At 74.0% G+C, this 1,806-nt stretch carries 1 protein-coding gene; it reads left to right on the top strand.

Annotated elements, in window-relative coordinates:
* Positions 1 to 1,806, top strand: a 1,806-nt coding sequence (locus tag V6M57_RS15205; protein ID WP_332815844.1) for a heavy metal translocating P-type ATPase, incomplete at both ends; no start/stop codon positions are given.

The following is a 1,806-nucleotide window of genomic DNA, read 5'->3' as shown; positions in this document are numbered from 1 at the left end:
GCCGCCAGCGTGAACCTGGCCACCGAGTCGGCGCGCGTCACCCTGAGCGGTGCGCAGGACGCCGAGACCGTGGCGCGCATCCGCCGCGCGGTGCGCGACGCGGGCTACGAGCCGCGCGCCCTGGAGGCCATGGACGACGGCGTCGGTGAGCGCTGGATGGGCATTCCGCTGGACCTGCTGCCGGTGCTCGCGGGCCTGTTGCTCTCGGCGCCGCTGGCCCTGCCCATGGTGGGCGACCTGTTTGGCCGGCACTGGATGCTGCCCTCGTGGGTGCAGTTCGCGCTGGCCACGCCGGTGCAGTTCTGGCTGGGCGCGCGTTTCTACAAGGTCGGCTGGCACGCGCTCAAGGCGCTCACCGGCAACATGGAGCTGCTGGTGGCCATTGGCACCACGGCGGGCTGGGCGCTGTCCACCTGGCTGTGGTGGCGCGCCGAGCCGGGCGAGATGGTGCACCTGTATTACGAGGCCTCGGCGGTGGTGATCACCCTGGTGCTGCTGGGCAAATGGCTCGAAGCGCGCGCCAAGCGCCAGACCACGAGCGCGATCCGCGCGCTGCACGCGCTGCGCCCCGAGCGAGCGCACCTGTTACCCGACGGCATCCAGCGCACCGAGTTGACCGACGTGCCGGTGGAAGAGCTGCTGCCCGGCGACCTGATCCGCGTGTTGCCCGGCGAACGTTTCGCCGCCGACGGCGAGGTGCTGCTGGGCCATTCGCAGGCCGACGAATCCATGTTGACCGGCGAGGCCATGCCGGTGACCAAGGATGTGGGCGATTTCGTCACCGGCGGTTCGCTCAACGGCGAAGGCTCGCTGGAGCTGCGGGTGCGCGCCGTGGGGGCGCAGAGCGTGCTGGCGCAGATCATCGCGCTGGTGCAGGACGCGCAGGCCGCCAAGGCGCCGGTGCAGCGCATGGTGGACCAGGTGGCGGCGGTGTTCGTGCCGGTGGTGCTGGTGATCGCGCTGGTCACGCTGGGCGGCTGGCTCTACGCCGGCGCGTCGGCGGAAGAGGCGCTGCTGCACGCGGTGGCGGTGCTGGTGATCGCCTGCCCCTGCGCGCTGGGCCTGGCCACGCCCGCGGCCATCATGGCCGGCACCGGCGTGGCGGCGCAGCACGGCATTCTGATCAAGGACGCGCAGGCGCTGGAGATCGCGCACCGCGTGGACACCGTGGCCTTCGACAAGACCGGCACGCTGACCGTGGGCCACCCGCGGCTTCGGGTGATCGAGGCGGCTGCGGGGGTGGACGAGCTGGCGGTGCTGCGGGCGGCCTCGGCCCTGCAGGCGCACAGCGCGCACCCGCTGGCCCGGGCCGTGCTGGAGGCCGCCGTGTCGCGGGGGCTGGTGGTGTCGCCCGACGCGGCGCAGGACGTGCAGGCGGTGGCCGGGCGCGGCAGTCGGGGCATGGTGCAGGGCGCGCCGCTGGCGCTGGGCAGCCTGCGCTGGATGGGCGAACTCGGCGCCAGCCTGGGCCCGCTGGCCGAGCGCGCGCAGGTGTTGCAGGCCGAAGGCGCCACGGTGTCGGTGCTCGCGGCGCAGGGCGACGGCGGCCCGGACGGCGCGAAGCTGTGGGCGCCGCTGGCCCTGCTGGCGTTCGCCGACGAACCCAAACCCGGCGCGGCCGCGGCGCTGGCCGGGCTGCGGGCGCAGGGCCTGCGCCTGTTCATGGTGTCCGGCGACAACCGGGGCGCGGCCCTGGCCATGGCCAAGACCCTGGGACTGCGGGCCGAGGCGGGCGAGGTGATTGCCGAGGTGCTGCCGGGCGACAAAGCGGCGGTGGTGCAGCGGCTCAAGCTGGGCGAGCGTGAA

The organism is Ramlibacter sp. (genome assembly GCF_036676645.1).
In the GTDB taxonomy this organism is placed as follows: domain Bacteria; phylum Pseudomonadota; class Gammaproteobacteria; order Burkholderiales; family Burkholderiaceae_C; genus Ramlibacter.
This window is presented reverse-complemented; position numbering and strand designations above follow the sequence as displayed.